The 19,235-nt window shown below is 60.0% G+C and carries 11 protein-coding genes; 1 reads left to right on the top strand and 10 read right to left on the bottom strand.

Translation table 11 applies throughout. The features are described 5' to 3' along the window. The first annotated feature begins 70 nt into the window (after positions 1 to 70). Positions 71 to 1,657: a phosphoglycerate dehydrogenase gene (serA, locus tag MPC4_RS09445; RefSeq protein ID WP_174512297.1), complete on the top strand. Its 1,587-nt coding sequence runs from the start codon at positions 71 to 73 to the stop codon at positions 1,655 to 1,657. A gap of 18 nt (positions 1,658 to 1,675) precedes the next feature. Here the strand turns inward: serA and serB are convergent, their stop codons facing one another. From serB to MPC4_RS09395, 10 genes are all read right to left on the bottom strand, one after another. Beyond that, positions 1,676 to 2,590, bottom strand: a complete 915-nt coding sequence (gene serB / locus MPC4_RS09440) for a phosphoserine phosphatase SerB (protein ID WP_174512296.1) — start codon at positions 2,588 to 2,590, stop codon at positions 1,676 to 1,678. Positions 2,591 to 2,940: 350 nt separating this feature from the next. Continuing rightward, complete coding sequence (gene treY / locus MPC4_RS09435; RefSeq protein WP_174512295.1) at positions 2,941 to 5,685, bottom strand: malto-oligosyltrehalose synthase; 2,745 nt, start codon at positions 5,683 to 5,685, stop codon at positions 2,941 to 2,943. Continuing rightward, on the bottom strand, positions 5,682 to 7,463 hold the full coding sequence (treZ, locus tag MPC4_RS09430) for a malto-oligosyltrehalose trehalohydrolase (RefSeq protein ID WP_174512294.1): 1,782 nt from the start codon (positions 7,461 to 7,463) through the stop codon (positions 5,682 to 5,684). Before treZ ends, treY begins: the two co-directional genes overlap by 4 nt. Before the next feature lie 378 nt (positions 7,464 to 7,841). After that, complete coding sequence (locus MPC4_RS09425; RefSeq protein ID WP_134488602.1) at positions 7,842 to 8,234, bottom strand: COG4315 family predicted lipoprotein; 393 nt, start codon at positions 8,232 to 8,234, stop codon at positions 7,842 to 7,844. Between the two features lie 664 nt (positions 8,235 to 8,898). After that, entirely contained in the window at positions 8,899 to 10,356 is a 1,458-nt protein-coding gene (locus MPC4_RS09420; protein WP_174512293.1) for a sensor histidine kinase, read from the bottom strand. Beyond that, a complete protein-coding gene (locus MPC4_RS09415) occupies positions 10,337 to 11,044 on the bottom strand; it encodes a response regulator transcription factor (RefSeq protein WP_244628931.1) in 708 nt (235 codons plus the stop codon). The genes MPC4_RS09420 and MPC4_RS09415 overlap by 20 nt, the downstream gene beginning before the upstream one ends. A 49-nt stretch (positions 11,045 to 11,093) precedes the next feature. Then, positions 11,094 to 12,770, bottom strand: coding sequence for a PspA/IM30 family protein (locus tag MPC4_RS09410; protein ID WP_174512292.1), 1,677 nt, complete (start codon positions 12,768 to 12,770; stop codon positions 11,094 to 11,096). A gap of 802 nt (positions 12,771 to 13,572) precedes the next feature. Continuing rightward, positions 13,573 to 14,385 (bottom strand): hypothetical protein, encoded by an 813-nt coding sequence (locus tag MPC4_RS09405; RefSeq protein ID WP_174512291.1) that lies wholly within the window; start codon positions 14,383 to 14,385, stop codon positions 13,573 to 13,575. Between the two features lie 279 nt (positions 14,386 to 14,664). Next, on the bottom strand, positions 14,665 to 15,897 hold the full coding sequence (locus MPC4_RS09400; RefSeq protein WP_244628930.1) for an efflux RND transporter periplasmic adaptor subunit: 1,233 nt from the start codon (positions 15,895 to 15,897) through the stop codon (positions 14,665 to 14,667). A 12-nt stretch (positions 15,898 to 15,909) separates the two neighbouring features. Next, positions 15,910 to 19,101 (bottom strand): efflux RND transporter permease subunit, encoded by a 3,192-nt coding sequence (locus tag MPC4_RS09395; RefSeq protein WP_174512289.1) that lies wholly within the window; start codon positions 19,099 to 19,101, stop codon positions 15,910 to 15,912. Between the last annotated feature and the right edge of the window lie 134 nt (positions 19,102 to 19,235).

Raw genomic sequence — 19,235 nt, 5'->3', positions numbered from 1 at the left:
ATTGAGATGACGCCGCCTCTAGCGCGGGCGCTTTCGCGCGGCGCATAATGTCCTAGCTTTGGAGACTCCCATGCCTCGGCGCGTTCTCATTTCGGATGCTCTTTCGCCGGCCGCCATCGCCATCTTCAAGGATCGCGGCGTCGAAGTCGATTTTCAGCCGGCCCTCGGCAAGGACAAAGAAAAGCTGGCGTCGATCGTCGGCGGTTTCGATGGGCTCGCCATTCGCTCCGATACGAAGGTCACCGCCGAAGTTCTCGAGAAGGCGACCAGGCTGAAAGTCATTGGCCGCGCCGGCATCGGCGTCGATAATGTCGACATCGCGGCGGCGACCGCCAAGGGCGTGATCGTGATGAATACGCCCTTCGGGAACTCGATCACCACGGCGGAGCACGCGATCGCCCTGATGTTTGCGCTCGCGCGGCAAATTCCCACCGCCGACGCCTCAACACAGGCGGGAAAATGGGAAAAGAAACGTTTCATGGGCGTCGAAATCACCGGCAAGGTGATGGGTCTTATCGGATGCGGCAATATTGGCTCTATCGTTGCGGCGCGCGCCAGCGGGCTACACATGCATGTCATCGCCTACGATCCGTTCTTGTCGCCTGAACGGGCGCAGGACCTCGATGTCGAAAAGGTCGACCTCGACAGTCTTCTCGCCCGCGCCGACGTCATCAGCCTGCACACGCCATTGACCGCGCAAACGAAAAACATCCTCTCGGCGGCGACCCTCGCCAAAACCAAGAAAGGCGTGCGAATTATCAATTGCGCGCGTGGCGGCCTCGTCGACGAGCAGGCTTTGCGAGCTCTGCTCGATTCGGGCCATGTCGCGGGCGCGGCCTTTGATGTTTTCGTCGATGAACCCGCCAAGGAAAATCCGTTGTTCGGCCATCCCAATGTTGTATGCACTCCCCACCTTGGCGCATCGACGAGCGAGGCTCAGGAGAACGTGGCTTTGCAGATCGCCGAGCAGATGTCTGATTATCTCACCCGAGGCGCTGTCTCGAACGCTGTGAACTTCCCCTCGATAACGGCCGAAGAAGCGCCAAAACTCAGGCCCTTCATCGCTCTTTCCGAGTATCTTGGCTCTTTCGCCGGTCAGCTCGTCGATAGTGGCGTCACAAAAGTGACGATCATTTACGAAGGCGCCGTCACGGAGCTGAAAACGAAGGCGCTGACGGCGTCAGTCATCGCCGGGCTGTTGCGTCCGATGCTCGCCGACGTCAGCGTCGTCTCCGCGCCGGCGGTCGCCAAGGAACGGGGCATCGTCATAGACGAAGTAAGCCGCGCAGCCGATGGCGATTACGAATCCCTCATCACGCTGGTGGTTGAAACCGAGACGGAGGAGCGGCGCATCGCGGGCACGGTTTTTCATGCCGGCAAGCCGCGAATTATTTCCGTCAACACGATCGACGTCGATGCGCTCATTGCGCCGGCGATGATCTATGTCAGCAATGAGGATAAGCCCGGTTTCATCGGGCGGTTCACGAGCATGCTCGGGGCCGCTGGCATCAATATCGCAACCTTCGCGCTCGGCCGCGACCGGGAGGGAGGCTCGGCGATCGCCCTTGTCGCTGTTGACGAGACCGCCCCCGAAACAGTGCTCGCCGAGGTCAAGAGGCTGCCTGGCGTAAAGGAGGTCAAGGCGCTGAGTTTTTAGCGGCGCCGTCCGACCGCTTCATCGATCCGATTGCTCGCAGATGAAATCTTCGCGGGCAAACCCTTGTGCATAGAGCAGGGCGGTGAGGTCCGCGTGATCGATGCGGACATGGGCGGCGGCGGAGACCGCGGGCTTGCCATGAAAGGCGACACCGAGACCTGCTTCCAGCAGCATCGGCAAATCATTGGCGCCGTCGCCAACGGCAATGGTTTCCGCGATCGTCAGCCCCCGCTCCGTGCGTAAGCGCCGTAGTGTTGCGAGCTTGGCCTCCGCGCCAAGCACCGGTTCAATCAACCCACCCGTGAAACATCCGTTCGCGTCGAGCGCGAGTTCGTTGGCGTGATCTTCGTCAAAGCCGATCATCTTCGCCATAACGCGCGTGAACGCCGTGAAGCCGCCTGAAACCAGCGCCGTATGCGCTCCGTGATGGCGCATCGTGCGCACGAGCGCGCCGCCGCCGGGCGTCAGCGTGATCGCCGATTCGATGACCTTCGCGATTACGCCGCGATCGAGGCCCTTCAGCAGGGCGACCCGCTCCCGCAACGCAGCCTCGAAGGCGATCTCGCCGCGCATCGCGCGCTCCGTGATGGCCGCCACATGGGCCTTCTTGCCGACCTCCGCCGCTAGTTCGTCGATGCATTCCTGACCAATCATGGTGGAATCCATATCCGCGGTCAGAAGCTTCCTGCGTCGGCCCTGGGCGGGTTGAATGATGACATCCACAGGCTCGCTACTGATTGCGGCGCGCACGGAGTTGGCGAGCCGTTTCAGATCCTCTTGGGCGTCCGGCGTGAAAGCAATGTCGGCGGCGACGCCCGGGTTGAGCCAACGCACCGCGTCAGGACGCGGCAACGCCGCGAGCGCACGCCGTGAGAGCGCCTCCGTCAGGACCGGAGACAGCGGATTGCAAACGAGCGTTGCGACATGCGTCATCAACAGACTTTCTCAGGGGGGGAATTTGCGCTTCGTATCGAAGTCTGTCCGATCTTATTGGCGCCCCAACTCGCATCGTCAAGCGCTGCGGCGCGCTCACATCTTGCGGCCGTCGGAATCGCCGCTCTGCCCGAGGGAGCCTTATCTTGATATTCGACGGTTCCGCCATCGGATCATCTGACCAATGATAACGGTGAGTAACATCCCGCCGCTCGTCACCACAAGCACCAGATCCTGAGGCGCGGATTTGGAGGACGAAGCGCCAGTGGGAAACGCCTTGCGAACTGCGATCGCGCCTCTGCGCGTACACCTGCTGACCCGTGATTAGATGGTAAGCGCACAGCCTGTGATCACGAAGGCGAAGACTTGACGAGGACGGCGGCAGGCAGGGCCGCGAAGATTTTTGCGAGGGGGAATGCGGCGTCGCCGCTTTCAAAGGAGCATTCGGTCAAGACGTCGGTCCAGCGCCCCTTTGGCAATTGCGCCGTCGTCGCGCCCCAGCCGGGATCTTGCTCGCGCAGGCCGGGGAAGCGGGCGATCAGTACGATGATCGCGGCGTCGCCGAGCGCTCTCGCAAAGCCAAGCGCGCGTTCGGATTTGTCGCCGGAAAGTTGTAAAGCTTCATAATCGCCGTTTGCAAACAGCGCTTCTTTCTGTTTGCGCAGACCGAGCAGCAGCGCCGTCACGGCCATCTTGACGCGGCCATCCTGCCAATGATCCATGAGCTCGCGCATCGCGGGGCCGCGGTTTCCGGCGATGGCCACGAGGATGGAACGCAAAGCGTTCTGTCGGGATGCAAAATCGACCAGCCGGCGGTTGTCAGGGTCGACCAATGAAAGATCCCACAACTCGCAGCCTTGGTAAATATCTGGCATTCCGGGCGCGGTGAGCTTCAGGACCAGCTGCGCCAGGCTGTTCTCGACGCCGAGCCGCGCCACACGCCGCGCAAACGGAAGGAAGCTTGACAGGAAGCCTGCGTTGTTCGGGTCGAGCGCGGCGCTGGCGAGAGATTGCATCGCGTCCTCATAGTCAGCATTGGGCGCAGACCAGGAGGAATGAAGTTTGGCCTCGCGCATGGATTTCCGCAGCGCCTCTTTGACGCGCAGGGCGTAGGCCTCAAGAGCGGCCGCGTCAGGACGATCCAGCATCTCGACCGGCCAGGACCCGAGAAGAAGTTGATAGAATAGATACTCGTCGTTCCGGTCCGGCGCCGCGCCGCCTTCGATTTCGCCGCGACGGGCGCGCAACAAGCGGCTCCAGATCTGAACCTGCCGCGCCCATTCTTCCGGAATATCCGACAGGGCCGCGAGCCGCGCGCGCGCATCCTCCCCGCGTTTAGTGTCATGCGTCGAGGTCGCGAGCATGGCGTGTGGCCAATGCCTGGCGCGTTCGGCGTTGGCTTTGTGGAAGGCGGCCGGCGTGACGCCGAACCGGTGTGGTTCGCCCCCCACTTCGTTCAGCGCCACAAAGCGATTGTAGCGATAGAAGGCGGTGTCCTCGACGCCTTTGGCCATCACAGGACCCGTATACTGTTGAAGCTTCATGGCAAGACGCAGGACGCTGACCCGGCTGAAACCGCTCTTGGCCTCCGCCGTAAGCTTGCCCGACAGCGCCTTGTTCAGGAAATCAAACACCGTCGGATCGATGGCGCGATCAATGCGGCGCGCCTGCGCCACCGCCCAATCAAGATCGCGGCGGTCAGCCCCGTCGCTCTCGGCGTCGAATTCGATGTAGGTGCGATAGACCGGAAAGCATGCGGCGATTTGTTTGATCGCTCTTTGCAGGATCTGCTTGGTGAAATCAGCGCTCATGGGGTTTTGGCGAGCGACGCGCGCGGCGTCGCGGCCGAGCGCGTTGAGTTCGCTCGCCATCTCGTTCTCCATGATGCGAATCTTGGAATCATAAGCGATTGTCGCAAACGGCGTGGCACAGCCGGTGAAGTTTTTGTAGGTATCGGTAAAGCGTTCCTCGCTCGCGGAGTTGACAAGCACGCCGAGGGCTAGATTGGCGAAATCATAGCCGGTCGCGCCCTCAACTTTCCAGTCGGAGCGAAGCGACTCATGCGACGCGAGGATTTTCTCGACGACAGTATAGATTGGCCGCGGCGTCGTGGCGTGAAGGCAGTCGAGATAAGCCTTGGGATCGAGCAGGCCATCGATGTGGTCGATGCGCAAGCCGTCGAGGACGCCCTCTTTGATCAAACGCATGATCAGCGCGTGCGCATGGCGGAACACCGCCGGCAGCTCCATGCGAAGGCCGGCGAGATCGTTGATGTTGAAGAATCTGCGATAGTTGATGTCGTCGCCAGCGACGCCAAAAAAAGCGATTCGCCAGAACTGCTTCCGGATCACGGCGTCGAGCGCTCTCCAGTCGTCATTGAGGCCCTTGATGGATCGCTCCAAGGCGATCCTGGCGTTCGGCCGGTCGCGAATGAGCGCCGCCAGCCTTTGCTTGAGCTCACGGGCGCGCTCGTTGACTTGCGGCCGCCATTGCATCAGATCGGCGAACATGTCGCCGAGACGCTCGAGCTCGGCGTCGTCTTGTCCGAGCACCATCTGATAGTGCAGCGGGCACAAAGGAAGCTTATGGGCGTCATAGGCCCAGACGGCGAGACCGCCTTCATCCGCGTCGAATTTGATTTTGAGCTTGCCGGCTTCAAGTTCGACGCCATATTGATCGCCCAAAAAGGGAACCAACAGCTTGTCATGCAAGTAGCGATTATCGGAATCCCAGTCTATGTCAAACCACCCCGCGTAGTCTGCCCCCGGCCCCCATTCCAGCACATCGAGCCAGAACGGATTGTCGGCGCCGCCGACTCCCATGTGGTTCGGCACGAAGTCAAGGATCTGGCCAAGTCCCGCAGCGATGAACGCTGCCGACATGTTGCGAAAATCCTGCTCGTCGCCAAGCTCTGGATTGAGCGACAGATGATCGGTGATGTCGTAACCATGCGGGCTGCCGGGGCGCGCCCTTAGGTAGGGCGAGGCATAGACATGACTGATCCCAAGCTCGCTGAGGTAGGGCGCGAGACGAGCGGCGTCCTCAAAGCGAAAGCGCGCGTGAAATTGTAGGCGGTAGGTGGCTCTTGGCGTCATTGTTGCGTCTCAACAGACCAGCGCACCGACCATGGTCCAAGCGCTGGTTCGCAATACCCCTCCGACCAGAGACTGCGGCCGCGCGACGGCGGAAAGGCAATCCGCCTTTCCGAAAGATTAGCCGCCAGCGTCAGCGTCTCATTGGCGCCTGCGCTCCAACGCACTTCAACAGCGCTCTCTCCGTGAATGACGCTTTGGCCGCCGCGCGTAATCTGATTCAGCCGGGGCGTGATCTCACGCTTGCGGACAGAGATCAGCGCTCGGTATCGCTCGCAATGGGCTTGGTCCATGCGCGACCAGTCGAGCTTCGCGCTTTCGAACGTCGCCTCGGCGAGCGGATCTGGAATGCGCTCGCGCTGTTTTGGATCGGCGAATTCAGGAAAGCGCGCGAACTCCTCACGACGGCCTTTGCGCACGGCGTCGGCGAGGTCCCCCTCGAAATCACAGAAGAACGGGAACGGTTGCTGAGCGCCCCATTCCTCTCCCATGAACATCATAGGGATCTGCGGCAACAGTAGATAGACGGCGGAAAGCGCGCGCATGACATGGGCCGGCGCTATCATCCCGAGACGCTCGCCAAAGGCCCGATTGCCGATCTGGTCATGGTTCTGGATGAAAGCGACAAAAGCGCTCGGGGGCAGGAACGCCGAAGGTTCGCCGCGCGGCGCGCCTCGATAAGGCATGATCTCGCCCTGATAAGCGAAACCCTCGGCCAGCGCCGCGGCGAGCAGATCCGTGCGGCCTTGGTAATCGGCGTAATAGCCGCTTCGCTCGCGCGTCGCCGCGACGTGCAATACATGATGAAGATCATCATTCCATTGCGCCGTGAAGTGGGGCGGGGCGCAGGCCTCAGGCGCGATGCGCCGCGTTTCGTTTTCCTCGTTTTCCAGCAGCAAATGAATCGGCCGATCCGTAAAGGCGCGCGCGCGTTCGGCGATTTCGTCAAGAACATGCCTGGCGCTTTCGTCGATGATCGCGTGGGTTGCGTCGAAGCGCAGGCCATCGAGATAGAACTCTTCGAGCCAGTATAATGCATTGTGAATGACGAATTCCCGGACAGCCTCGCTTCCGGCGCCGTCGTAGTTGATGGCGTCGCCCCAGGGCGTCGTCCGCCTTCTGTTGAAGAATTCGGGAGCATAGAGAGGAAGGTAGTTTCCCTCCGGTCCGAAATGATTGTAAACGACGTCGAGCAGTACCGCGATTCCGCACGCATGCGCGGCCTCGATCAGCGCCTTGAAGTCTTCGGGGCGGCCATAGGACGAGTCGGGCGCATAGAGCAGCGCGCCGTCATAGCCCCAATTGCGCCGGCCCGGGAAATCCGCGACCGGCATAATCTCGATCGCGGTGACGCCCAGCGCGGCGAGATGGCCGAGCTTTCCCATGGCGGCTTGAAACGTGCCGTCCTTGGTGAAAGCGCCGATATGCAGCTCATAAAGAACGATCTCGCTCCAATGCCTGCCGGTCCAGTTTGTCGACCATCGGTAGGATGCCGCGTCAATGACCTCGCTTGGGCCATGTATATCATGCGGCTGGAAGCGAGAAACGGGATCTGGAACCCTCGCGCCGTCGGCCATCACAAACTGGTAGCGGCTGCCGGGCTCTGCGTTTGTCACGAGCTCATGCCAGCCGCCGGGCTTCAGTGTCATGGGTAGCGGCATGGCGCGTTCGTTCAGCAGCAGGCCGACTTTTTCAGCTGCAGGCGCCCAGAGGCGAAAACGCACGCAGCCGTTTGGCTCGAGCACAGCGCCGCCTGGCGTGCGATGAACGCGCGCGCTCATATGTGCAACGCCAGCGCCAGGGCCACAGCAGCTTGGAGCAGTGTTTTGGGCATAAGAAAGTCACACCGCGAACGCGAGGCGCTGTGGGCCTCAAGCCCGCGGTTGACTGCAGTGCGCCGAATTGGGTCATCTGTTGCGGGTCCAGGGCTCGCGTCCGGAACGAAGGACGAGAGAGGGCATCTCGAATCGCGGCGCAGCGCAATAACCCTGAATGTGCCTTCAGGTTCCCTGACTTTGGCGTCCCGCGCTGGCGGAGCCAGGGCGGGGAAGGGAATTTTGTGCGCCGCTATCGAGCGTCGCGGCTCCGCGGTTCGGCTGGCGAAACGCTGACGATTTGCCGGAAATGTAAGGCAGCCAGTCTTGCGCGACCCCGCTCGGCTAGGGCTTTGCAACGTGCCATTTATTTCCCTGATAGCCGTTGCCATTGATTTGTCCAGGAGCCGTATCCTGTGTCCAAGTGTAAAGTGGGCGTCCCTTATAGGTCCACTGCCTTGATCCATCCTCGCGGAGGATGATGCCCCAATCCCCCATCGATTGCGCATCGACGCCTGCTGAGAAAGGGGGCCATCGCTGCGCGCATTCGCCATTGCACGAGGACTTCCCCTGCTGTCCAAGGTCGATCTTATCGCCATCATAGACGTACAAGGCATGGCCGCCGGGCGCCTCGAGAATATCGCCGGCGGGCGTCGTTCCAATCTTCGCCGGTTGAGCGAGAGCCAGGGTGGATGCCAGCGTCACGCCGGACGCGACTAGCCAAATCATCTGCTTCATGTCTCTTCTCCGCCAGAAAACTGCGGGCTGAGCTGGAAACGCCGATCATTGGCTTTGGTCGCCAAGATTTATCGCATGATCGCATTTCCCTGACGCGATAACGGCAGAAGCGGGCGTCCCGATTGAACGAAAGCCTGTGCCGCACGCGCCACGCGGACGGAGACTATAGCGGCGACGGCGGATCGCCGCCTGTTGGACCAGCTTGATCGCCCCTTCGCCGCACCATGCGCTGGAATCGCGAGTCCGGAAATATCCAAGGCGAACCCCGGGCGCCGTTGGGGAGCAAACGCCCGGGGCTCTGAAAGAGCGATCGCAAGGGGGGGCGCGACGCGACCGCTCCGTATCAGGCTGCTCGAGAAGCCGGCTGCGGCTCCTCAGCTATTCAGCCTGAATCTCAGTTGGCGACTTTGCCGGAAGTTTTGGAACTGGATTGGCTCTCGCCGAGACCTTCGCGACCGTGCTGATCCGAACGATCGTAGTCCAAGCGATCCGCCGCTATGCGTGTTACGGTCCTCACCGAGTGCTCCGGTAGTTGCGAGCTGACGCGACGACTTATGCCTTTGCCGTATTTTAGATACTAGATAGTGTTTATAAGATTGTCTGTGTAGAAAAATGGCATAAAATGATTTTTATGCTCTGCAAGGAGAGCGCCATTTCATGAATGCTATTTTATACTTTGAGCCGCTGCATTTGACGGCGTCGGTGGAATCTGCGCAAGCCGGCTATGGTCCGGCGAAGGGGATGCGGTTGACTGACCAACCCCCTGCGCCGCCATCTCGAACGCGGCCCCCGGGTGATTATCGGCGACGCGAAGATCAAACCCGTGCAAACGAGCGATGGTGGCGGCCATGCTTAATCCCAGACCGGCGCCCGGAATATGTCGATTCTTTTCGGAGCGGTAGAATCGCTTGAAGATGCTGCCGCGGTCGGAAAGGGCAACGCCGGGGCCGGTATCCGATACGCGCACAAGCGGGCCGCTGGGGGCCATTTTCGCTATAATCTTCACGGAGCCGCCGGTCGGCGTGAATTTGATGGCGTTGTCAATGAGATTGGCGACGGCCTCAACGAGAAGATCGAAATCGCCCGCGACCAACAGCGGCGCCGGCGCATCGATCGTGAAGGCGATCGATTTCTCTGCGGCCAAGGGTTCGAACAGGTCGAATGTATTAACGCAAACCTCTTTAAGGTCGACTTCGGAAAAGCTGCTTGTCTTGCGTCCATGTTCAATCTCGGAAATGCGCAAGAGGGCTGAGACCGTTGTCAGCGCATGGTCAAGGTCGGCGATCGCTTTTTCGCCAGCCGCCCGCAAAGTCTCAACAGAATCGCTTTCAAGGCTACGCTCCAGTCTGGCCCGCATCACCGCTAAGGGCGTCCGCAGATCATGGGCTATGTTGTCGCCGACGCTTTTGATCTGCTCGAGCAGCCGCACGATCTCGTCAAGCATGATGTTGACCGCTCTCGCGACGTGATCGAGATCGTCGCTTGAGCTATGCGTCGGGAGCCGTTCGTTCAGGTCGCCGTGCATGATGCGCATGATCTGGCCATTGATCGATTTCAGCCGACGCGCTGCGCGCACGCTGAAAATCGACCCGATGATGAGAGCCAGCACGATGGTTGGCGCGATGCCAAGGGCGAGCGCTTCAAGGACAAATTGCCGGACGATGTAAACCTCATAGAGGTTTCGGCCGAACAGCAGAACGCCGCCATCGGGGCGCCTGCGCGCGACGAACAATGCCGGCTCATTTTTACCCCCCGGGCCGACGAAACGCGCCGGAACTTCCACGAGATGGGCGCCGCCGTCGATCGGAAGATCGTCGGGCAGCGCTGCGACATTGCCGAAAACGTGCTTTCCGCCGACATCGAAAAGAGCAGCGTAGTCGACCCGGCGCAGGTCTCGCGTCAGCCGCAGCTCAAGTTGGCGCCGCAGTTGGCTCTCCGGCTCGTTGATGACGGCTGCGGCCTCATCAACGAGCAATCTGTGGAAATGTGCGGTGTCTGACTTATCGACCTGCCAATAGACGAAGGCGAGCACCAGCGACGTTGCAGCTACGATTGCGAATGCAAAGAAGACGGCGAGGCGAAATGTCGCGGATCGGCGAAGATTAGCGATCGGCGTCCACATCAAGCCTGAACCCAGACCGGCGCACGCTGCGAATCAGCGTGGGCTCCCCTCCCATATCCATCTTTCGCCGCAATTTGCCGATGTGAACGTCGACTAAATTCGTCTGGGGCAGAAAGCGGTAATGCCATACGTCCTCAAGCAGCATGGCTCGCGTTACAACCTGGCCCGGACGGCGCATCAGATATTCAAGAAGCTTGAACTCGGTCGGCAGCAGATCGAGCGTGCGCTCTCCGCGTCGCGCGCTGCGCGCGATCAGATCCAGTTCCAAGGGACCAACGCGCAACATCACGGTTGGCGCATCGTTTGATCTGCGCAGCAACGCTTCAACGCGGGCGGCGAGCTCGCCCATGGCGAACGGCTTTGTCAGATAGTCGTCGCCGCCTGCTTTTAATCCGCGAATCCGTTCGTCGACCGTTGCGAGGCCGCTCACGAAAAGGACGGGAGTCCGATTCCCTTCGCCGCGCAACGTTTCGATCATTGAAAGGCTGTCAGTGTTCGCAAGCATCCGGTCGACGATCAGAAGGGCGGCGTCAGTCGACCGCGCGGCTTCCAGCCCCGCGGCCTCCGACGTCGCAACCTTCACCATATAGCCGAGACGTTCCAGCTCCTTCCCGATCTCCTGCGCCAAAGCTGGTTCATCTTCGACGAGGAGAAGAGGCCTCTGTTCGTCCACGTTGCCTTCAGACACTTCTGCTCCCAAAACATCCAGCGAAGATCGCTGGATTGATTATGCCATATCAGAACGGATAATAGCGAAGGCTTCCAAAGAACATGCTGTCATCAGCTTTCGCTCCGCCGCCAATGCCCTGAAACGAATACTTCTGGGTATATGAGTATTGCAAGCCGGCGCGCAACTGCCCAAATGAACCCTGGTAGATTTTGTCCCACAATCCGGCAGTAATTTGGCGTATCAAATGAATGTTACCGTTGCAGACCGTAGATCCGGGGATCGAGCAGCCTGCATTCGAGAAGAGAGGATTGCCGAGGCCGAAAGCATTGACGGCGCTCCCCGTCGTCGTGTTCGAATAGCTGGCGTTCTCGGTTTCTTCGCCCGCATAGGCATAAACATCAAGGTCCGTAGTCGGATGCCATGTCAAGCCCGCGAGCAGCATTGTTTCCTGGACCGGAGAAATTGTGCCGTTCCAATTAAATGTGACGTCGGGGAGTTGTCCTGCGCCATAGCGGCCGATGCCGCGGCCCGTCGTAGCTGAAAACTGGGCCTCAAGCTCTTTTGGAAGCAGGGATACGAGGATGGAGCCGCCGAAACCGCCTCCGGCAACATCCTGGTTGCTGTTGTTAACCTGGCTGTAGAAGTCGCGGAAGAGCCCGAAGGCCTCCATGTGAACATTGTGGCCCTCGAAGGTCGGATCCCAGGCGACCTTACCGATAATATCCGGCATGTGGTTGAGGGAAACCGCGTTCAGCGAGTTGAACAAGGACCCGCCCGGAGGAGCCTGGTTGAAGACGAGCGTGCTTGGAAGCGTCGCCGCCGTTGCGCCCACCGTGGTAAAGCCGCCAAATGTCGTCTGCGGAGTTTCTACGGAAAGGCCGGCCCAGAAAGTCTTGTCGAAATCCTTGACGACCCGGATGCCCGGCTGACGAGCCCAGGTGAAGCCCACGACGTACTGTGCGTCGATGGTCAATGGAATATTTTCCTGCCGTGGGACCAGTCCCTTGGAATACATCGTCGATAATGACCAGGCTTGTCCGGCAAGCAGATGCGCGCCGAAATCTTCCTGGTCGACGGTTGCGTATATTTGCCGGATGCGCGGCGTGAACGAGTTGCTCTCGTTCGAATTGGCGGTCTGCGCGGCGCCGAGGAAGTCGAGCTCCATATAACCGGCGAGATGCGTCGTCGGATTGACGTCTCCCTTGGCGAGAAGCGAGGCGCGGCTCTGGCGCGCGCTCAAGCGGAATTCATTTGCGCTGCCCGTGCGAACATTTCCGTAAGGAATGTTTTGATATGGCGTGCCGATGTCGGCGCCGACGAATCGGCTGCGGAACAGACCTTCGAGTGCGAGGAAGCCGCCAGGCGTGATGCTGACGCCGTTGATGTAAAGGCTCGGCGCTCCCGCCACTGGCAGGCCGCGGATCGAGGATTCGACGGCGGTGAGGCCGGTCGGGGCGACCCCGCCGAGGGAACCGAGAGCAACGCCGCTCGGCATTGATTCTGCGGCCGCCGGGGGCGCCCGGCGCGCCACATCGTGAATCTGGACCTGCGTTTCCTTTTGCTTGCGCGCCTGATCATTGACCTTGGCTTCCAAACGCTTCAGCTGCGCTCTCAGCGCACGAATCTCGTCGGCCGTGGCCCCGTCGTCGGCGGCTCTCGCTTCCAAAGTGACGAGGGAGACAATGGCGGCTAGCGCCAGCTTGAGAATGCGTCGATCTTTCGAGGACGCCTGGACAAGGGCCACGCCGCAAGAACGCGACTCACCGCGTGGAGCGCTCAGCGTTGTCGATAACAAATCTTGATTCAACGTATGCCCCCAGAGAATAGTAGCCAAGTAGAGAAAAACACCTCGAAGTAGAGGTTAGGGGCGTATGCGCTCGATATTTAAATCCTATGTGACAAATTATTGATATATTCGGAAAAGTGAATTTCATAAAAAGCAATTCACAAACGTTGTTTGCACATGCCGTTGCGGATTCCATCCTGAACGCAGGCGAGGCCCTATATTCATACGGTGGCTGAAAGGCCGCGCGGCATGCCTCGTTCATGTCCGGATGCGCTGACCTGCCGTCGTAGCTCGTGCGAGCCGCGCCCGCCCGCTCGCTCAACGAATCGGGTTCAATTTCTCCAAGATGGAAAGCGCGGCGCTCCGAAAGCGCGGAACGGCGGCTATGCCGAATCGCTGCATTGATCAGACGAGATTCGGCTGGGATGGGGCGCCACGTCTCGTTGCGCTTTCGCACGCCGTGAGGAATGGCGAGATGGAGCCTCGCCTTGCTGCCTGCGATGCTGCGATTTGTCTTGTCTGATCCCGGCGAAGGGACAGAAATTATATGGTCGGCCGCTATGATCCGCCGCTGTTTGGATCGCGGGAGTCAAAGCGGGGGCAGGGGCGTTCATCGGGCGTGGCGCAAGAGCGTTGCCCCGGCAGCCGTTGGCGCGGACGAGGCCGCTGCCCGACTGGAATGACCTGTTGTCAAGGCCTTACCTTGCGGCGCCAAACCGAAGCGAGGACCGCCCGCGCCGCAGGTCAAAGAAAATACCGGTCAAAACGTCATGCGCATGCTCAGGAGCCACGCGTGATTATACACAGGCGTCAGCGGCACCGTTATGGCGTGATCAGGCACAACCGCGACCTGATAGGAGATGCCGAAGCTAAGCTTCACGCGCTTGTAGATCTGAAAACGGCCGAAAACGATGCCAGGGCTCACGAAGAGCTGATTCCGGCCTGCGCGCACGCCGCTTGTCCACTGAGTGTCGTTGAAGGCGAATTCCGGCCAGAAATATTCCCAGAAATGATATTGTAACGTTGCACTGGTGACGATCGAATAGCCGATGGCGTGCAAATTGTCGGTCGGGAGCGGAAGGGAAACCGTCCCCTGAATATCGAAATCACCCCAGCCGATGCCGCCTGCCAGCGTCGGGGTGACAATCCAGGCTGGTCTGTTGGTAAAGGCGGTAATGCCGGTCGGCGCCTGCACCCCAAGAAAAGCGCTGAGAATATAGTTTCCATTTTCTTCGTTGGCGCTGAGCAGCCGTTGTTTGATCGTGACGAAGTTGCCATCGGCGAAACCGGTCGCCGGTTTGACATTCGACCGATGCTGATAAGCCGGAATGTTAAGCAGGATTTCATTGGTGGTCGTCGGAATGAGCTCCAGCCCTTTGCCGCCGCCGAAATTGTCGATCTGAGCCCCGTTTTGCAAATATTGCTTATATTGGTCGTATCTATACTCTTGTTCGAGCCGCGGGGTGACCGTTGTCATTGGGGTCATCCAGTGGGGCTGGCTCGCCTGCGCCTGTTCGACGCGATTCTGCCAGTTGGCGAAATAGTCGGCGATCGGGGAATCGGAAGATTGCACGGGCGCGCTATCGGCGGGCGGCGCGTCGGCCGCGCGGGCCGGCGCCGCGAGGCCGAGAGTCATACATGCCGCTACCGTAGAAAGCGCGTTGCGTCTCGCCGTTTTGGCGCGCGGAGCATCTGGCTTGGACGGCATCTTCTGTTCCTTAATGCGATAGCTAAGCGGGGATCATGGCTGCTGTATTCAATGAGATACAGCTTAGGACAAGCCATAAGGCGTTCTGCTTAGCTTCAACATTAAAGAATTATTTAAGATCGGTGACGGGCGATCATCGCCGTTTCACATCGCCGTCTCCGCGCGGGACGCCTCCTTATTGGGGGCGGGCGATGCGCCGGCAACCTGAACGACATCACCTGAAGCCAACGACTCCAGCGGGTTGTCAATGAGCCGGTCCGACAACGACACGCCGGAGCGGATTTCGACGTCGTCGCCAAGGTTGCGGCCGACACGAACCTGCTTCAATTCGACCTTGCTGTCCTTGTTAACCGCCGCCACGCTCATTCCGTTTGGCCCAAAAATAAGGGCGGTCGCAGGAACGCGCAGAGTTTCGGGATCGGAGGGAATATGAAAGTGCACCTCGGCGAACGCTCCGGGCCAGAGCTTGCCGTCCGGGTTCGGAGCCTGCAACTCAACCAGAGCCGTTCGCGAATTTTCGACGATCGCATTCGCGGTCGAAACCAGCGTCGCTTCAAATCTCTCTTTCTGGCCAGGTAATTCAAGGGTCGCCTTGATCCCCGGCTTCATCACGCCGAGGAAAGCCTGCGGAACGTTCACATAAATTCGCATCTCATGAACGTCGGACACCTGAAACAGTGCCTTGCCAGACGTGCCGCCGGCATTGACGAGATCACCAATATCGACCGTGCGCGCCGTGACGATGCCGTCGAAAGGCGCCGTGATCTGCTCGAACCGGGTTAGCTCCTCAAGCCGGCTAACCACAGCTTGCTGCGCGGTCACATTCGCACGGGCGACCTCAAGCGCCGCGATGCGCGATGCGGCCGTCAGCCGATCCGTGTCGCCCTGCTGCTGGCTTGACCAGCCCTGCGCCACGAGTCGCGAGGTGCGCTGATCTGTTACGCGCCCAAGATCCGCATTCGCCTGCGCTTGCGTGACTGCCGCCTGCATCTGGACAAGCTGCGCCTTCGCCTCAGCAAGCTGCTGATCGAGATCAGGCGCCGCGATGACCGCGAGCACATCGCCCTTTTTTACATGTGCGCCGATATCCTTATTCCAGACGGTCACATAGCCGCTGGCGCGGGCAAAAAGGGAGCCGGTGTAGTAGGCGCTCACATTGCCTGGCAGAACAAGCCGCTCGTTGCTCGGCCCATGCACGGCCTGAACGAGGCGAACCGTTGGAACCGCCTGTTCATTGGTCCACGTTTCGAGCTCCTGCTTGCTCTTTGCGCGATCCATGATTCCGGAGACTGCAAGGCCGATCGCAGCGACGCCGACAGCGCAGCCGATGAGCAAAACGCGACGAGACTTCGGGGTTTTAACGGGCTCGGACGACATCATCACTCCATTTCAGGCATGCGACGGCAGGCTGGAAAATGTTTCCGCGGCCTTCGCCGGTTTGGCTTTGCGGCCATGTTCGCGTCGATGCGCGATGCTGAACACGGCCGGCACAAAGAATAACGTCGCGCAAGTCGCGAACAGGAGGCCGCCGATGACGGCGCGCCCGAGCGGCGCATTCTGTCCGGGCTCGATGGCCATTGGGGCCATGCCGATGATCATGGCGAGAGCGGTCATCAGCACGGGCCGGAATCGCGTCGCGCCCGCCGCCATCGCGGCGGTTAGCGCGTCCTTGCCGTCGGCGAGCTGGTCACGCGCGAAGTTGATGACAAGGATGCTGTTGGCCGTCGCGACTCCCATGCACATGATCGCGCCGGTGAGAGCGGGCACGCTGAGCGTCGTGTGGGTGATGAACAACATCCAGACAATTCCCGCCAGGGCGGTTGGCAGCGCCATGATGATGACGAACGGGTCGAGCCACGACTGGAAGTTCACGACGATCAAAAGGTAGATCAGTACGATCGCGAAGGCCAAACCGAAATAAAGCTGCTGGAAGGCGCTCGTCATTGTGGCGGCCTGGCCCCGGATGACGATCTGCGACCCTCGCGGCAACTCCGCGCGATGTTCGTCGATGATCTTTTGAATGTCCGCGGCGACGGCGCCGAGATCGCGGCCTTGCGTCGTCGCATAGATATCGACGGTCGGGCGGATATTATAATGCGACACGACGGCGTCGACCGGCTCCGGCGAAAGGGTTGCGACCGCGCCTAGCAATTGGGTCGACTGAGCGGCCGAAAGGGGCGTGTTCCTGAGGCCCGCCAGTGTGTCGATGTCATATTGCGGGGTCTGGATCGACACCGGATAGGAGACGCCGTTCGAGGGATTCAGCCAGTAGGTCGGCGACGTCTGGGCGCTGCCTGACAGCGTGTCCTGCAGGCTTGTCGAGGCGTCGCTTTCGGTCAGCCCGACGACGCCTGCGAATTCGCGGTTGAAGTCGACTTTCAGAGCCGGCGCTTGAAAGACTTCCTGGATGCGCGGATCGGCGACGCCAGGCACGTGACGGATCTGCGCCAGCAATTTGTTCGCGAACGCACGATCTTCCGCCACCTTGAAGCCGCTGAGCTGCACGTCGATCGGCGCTGGCGAGCCGAAGTTGAGGATCTGGCTCACAATATCGGCGGGAAGGAACGCGAATGTCGTGCCGGTAAAGGCCCGCGGCAGCTTCTCGCGCAAAATCTTCTCATACTCTGCGCTCGAAACTTCTCCTTCGTTGAGTGAGATGAGGATGTCGGCGTCCATCACGCCGATGGTTCCCGAGTTGCCATAGGACAGATTGATGCCGCTGTTGGGAAGCCCGATGTTGTCAACGATGCTCGAGATGCGTTGCGGCGGAATGATGCTGCGGATCATTTGTTCGATCTGGTCGCATAGCACCGTCGTTCCCTCAATTCTCGTGCCATTCGGCGCGCGCACATGAATCTTGATGGCGCCGGCTTCAACGGAGGGGAAGAAGTCTTGCCCGAGGAAGGGGAACAAAGACAAAGACAGCAAGGAGACACAGAGAAATCCGCCGGCGAAGCGAAAACGGTGCGACAGGGCGAACTGCAATATGCCAATATATCCCTTGCGCAATCGCTCGAACTGATGCTCGAAGGCGCGCTGAATCCGCACGAACGGATTTTTGGTCGGAGGCGCCTCGCCTTCTTCATGCGCGACGTGATGCTGGTGGCGCATCAGAAAGTGCGCCATCGTCGGCACCAGCGTGTAGGTCAGCGCGTAGGAGGCGACCATGGCGAACACGACCGCCTCGGCCAGAGGCCGAAACAGATAGCCGGCGACCCCGCCCAGCGTAAGGAGAGGCGCAAAGGCGATACAGATGCAAAACAGCGCAATCGTCGCCGGCGGCATGATTTCATGCGCCCCGCTGATGACCGCTGTTTCGATATCCTGGCCATGCTCCAGATGCCGATTGATGTTCTCGATTGTCACCGTGGCGTCATCGACCAGGATGCCGATCGCGAGCGCGAGGCCGCCGAGCGTCATCACATTGATCGTTTCGCCGAGCAGCGAAAGAACGGTCAGCGAGACGAGGATCGCCAGCGGGATTGAGATCGTGATGATCAGAGTGGAGCGCCAGCTCCCAAGGAATGTCAGGATCATCACGGCGGTCAGCGTCGCGGCGATGACGCCTTCACGCACGACATTGGCGACGGACGCTTTGACGAAACTGGACTGGTCGTTGACGAATTTGAGATTGACGCCCGGCGGCAGCGTCTGCTCGATCGACGGCAGCAGCCTCTTGACGCCATCGATGATGTCGAGCGTCGAAGCAGAGCCATTCTTGACGATCGAGATCAGCACAGCCTTGTGGCCTTCCGTCTGCACCACATTCGTTTGCGGCGGCGAGCCGTCGTGGACGAAGGCGACGTCGCGCATGAAGACGACGGTTCCGTTGACGACCTTGATCGGCATATTGTTGAAATCTGCGATCTTCGTCGGCGAGTCGTTAAGATTAACGGTATATTCGAACGGACCGATCTTCTCGGTGCCGACCGGCGTGATCAAATTCTGCACGGCAAGCGCGTTGACGACATCCTTCGCCGAAAGGCCGTGGGAGTGCAGCGCGCTCTGATCGAGGTCGATCTGGACCTGTCGCGCCATGCCGCCATAGGGCGAAGGCATTTGCGCGCCGGGAATGACGGCGAGCGCTGGCCGTATGAAGTTCGCGGCGTAGTCATTCAGCTTTGTCTGCGACACTGTGTCGCTGGACAGTGTGAGTTGGATGATTGGGACGCTCGATGCGTTGTAAACGAGAATCTGGGGCGGGTTGATGCCGGCCGGAAGCTGCTTCAAAATCGTTTGCGAGATGGCTGTCACCTGCGCCTGCGCGGCGTTGATGTTCACCGTCGGCTGGAAATAGATCTTGACGACGCCATAGGTTGGAAACGATTGCGATTCAGTATGCTCGATGTCGTTGACCGTTGTCGAAACGGCTCGCTCATAGACCGATATGATGCGGCCCGCCATATCATCCGGCGGCAAGCCATTGTAGCTCCAGATAACGCTGATGACGGGAATGCCGATATCCGGAAAAATATCCGTCGGCGTCCGAATCGCGGAGAGGACGCCGAAAATGGCGATCAAGATCGCCATGACCACGAATGTATAGGGGCGCGCAAGCGCCAAACGCACAATGCCTAGCATAAAGTTTTTGCTTCTTGAATGGGCGGCCCGGCCAGTTAGCGAGAGAGCGCCACTGTTTTGCGACCCGCGATTGTCAGCGGCGGAATTCACCGCTTAAGCTGATGTCGAATTACACCGGATCGCGCAAAATGGTT

It is taken from the genome of Methylocella tundrae, from assembly GCF_901905185.1.
GTDB lineage: Bacteria > Pseudomonadota > Alphaproteobacteria > Rhizobiales > Beijerinckiaceae > Methylocapsa > Methylocapsa tundrae.
This window is presented reverse-complemented; position numbering and strand designations above follow the sequence as displayed.